2 protein-coding genes and 2 pseudogenes are annotated in these 1922 nt (G+C 36.1%); all 4 read right to left on the minus strand.

Annotation, left to right across the window (positions count from 1 at the left end; genetic code table 11):
- Nucleotides 1–992, minus strand: a pseudogene (locus F6K22_RS43305) (RNA-guided endonuclease InsQ/TnpB family protein); the annotation flags it as partial.
- Between the two features lie 124 nt (nt 993–1116).
- A pseudogene (locus F6K22_RS42865) lies at nt 1117–1191 on the minus strand (helix-turn-helix domain-containing protein); the annotation flags it as partial.
- 303 nt (nt 1192–1494) lie between these two features.
- Complete coding sequence (locus F6K22_RS39750; RefSeq protein WP_293110557.1) at nt 1495–1626, minus strand: peptidoglycan-binding domain-containing protein; 132 nt, start codon at nt 1624–1626, stop codon at nt 1495–1497.
- The coding region (locus F6K22_RS39755; protein WP_293110558.1) for a peptidoglycan-binding domain-containing protein at nt 1620–1922 on the minus strand (303 nt) is incomplete at its 5' end. The genes F6K22_RS39755 and F6K22_RS39750, both read right to left, overlap by 7 nt.

Below are 1922 nucleotides of genomic sequence, written 5' to 3' on the forward strand. Positions count from 1 at the left end.
CGGCTTTGTCCCGCGTCCCACAGGTCAAAATTCGTAGTCCCTCATCTGTGAGATTAATTGCAGCGTTAACATCTGTGTCGTGTTTGGTGTGACAGTTCTCGCAAGTCCATTGTCTGACATCAAGAGGTAAGCTTCCAACTTGATTTAAGCAAATATGACTTGTCTTGGAACTGGGAAAAAATCTATCAACTTCTTGATCAACTTTACCTTCGTTTTCTGCTTTATATTTCAGCATACTCATAAACATTCCCCATCCAGCTTGTCCTATCGCCTTAGCTAGACAATGATGAGCGCATCATTCCTTTTACGTTAAGATTTTCAGTTACTATGACTTGGTTTTCATCAACTATCCTACGCGATAACTTGTACAGAAAATCTTCACGGCACTTAGCAATTTTACGATGAACTCTAGCAACTTTCTTTCTAGCTTTGTTGAGGTTGTTAGAACTTTTTTGTTTTCTAGATAATTGCTGTTGCTTCCGTTTGAAATTCCGTTTCAGCTCTTAGCCGACATGAACATGTTTAGTTAAAATTTTTCGATTCTCAAACTTAGAGCCATCACTGGTAATACAGAAATGACTTAAACCAACGTCAATTCCTATTGCTTTACCATCAGTGCGTTCTGCTGTTTTTTCTTGAGAATCCTCAAACAATACAGAAGCAAAATATTGATAGCAGCGGTTTTTAGATACAGTAACGGTTTTGATTTTACCTTCAATAAGTCTATGAATAATAGCTTTAACTTCTCCTATCTTTGGCAGTTTTAAGCTATTTTTAAGAGCCGTAACATTTTGAGGGTACTGAATAGATTGCTTACCATGCTTTGATTTAATAGGGTATTGAGCTAGTTTCTCAAAGAAATTGTTAAAGGCAACACCTAGATTTCAACAGACTTGTTGTAAGCACTCAGAATAGGTTAACTTTAACCATTTATACTCTTTTTTAAGACCAGGTATAAGTTTTTTCACCTCATAACCCGATAGCCCTTTACCGAAAAATTAAGGTATAAAGCCTCTCCATTCATGGAGAAAAAAGAAAAAAAATCCTTTTAGTCAATCCTCTTCTTTCTAAGAAGAGGTAATTAATAATTATTAATTATTAATTATTAATTATTAATTATTGAACAGTGTTTTTGTACGTTTCATTCATCAAGTTCAGACAGTAATTCCATACCCAGCGACAATTACCAAAGCTTTGCTCTAGTGGTCCATTTCATTAATATAGAATTAAACCCATCAAAATTAATGAAATGGAGCAGTAGTATCTTTAAAATTCAGGGCTATTTTTATTTGATAGGTATTTTTTTCTCTTGCTTTAAGAATGGCAGAAATATTGAGGCGTTGGCGGAGGGAGCAAGTGCGGCAGCTATATCGCTTGAAAATTTATAGCGTTGGCGGAGGGAGCAAGTGCGACAGCTATATCGCCTCAATTAGTAGAGGCTATGTATAGCGCCCTAGCGTAAGTCCTGATTAGTTTTGATTAGTGAATTCAACTCTAAACATCGATCAATTCTAATTTTCCCCAAGTTTGACTGCCAACAATTCCATCCACAGTTAAATCATTGAATTTTTGGAATTTCTTCACAGCTTCTTCTGTTGCTACACCAAATATTCCATCAACTACCAAAGAACCAAATCCAATACCATTTTTAACCGTCTTTGTAGATATTCTACATCTTCTCTAGTGCTACCAAGGGATATAGTAGCGCGGACAATTGTATCTACTACTGCCCAAGTTTGGGAACCCACAATTCCATCCGCAGTTAAACCATAGTATTTTTGAAAAGCTATGACAGCTTCCTTTGTAAGATTACCAAATATTCCATCAACTACTAAGCTAGTATCAGCAACAGTGGCATTCAAAACTTTTTGTAAATCTTTCACATCTTCACCAGTGCTACCAAGGGATATAGTAGGACGAGT

The sequence above is a fragment of the Okeania sp. SIO2F4 genome, assembly GCF_010672385.1.
Lineage (GTDB): Bacteria > Cyanobacteriota > Cyanobacteriia > Cyanobacteriales > Microcoleaceae > Trichodesmium.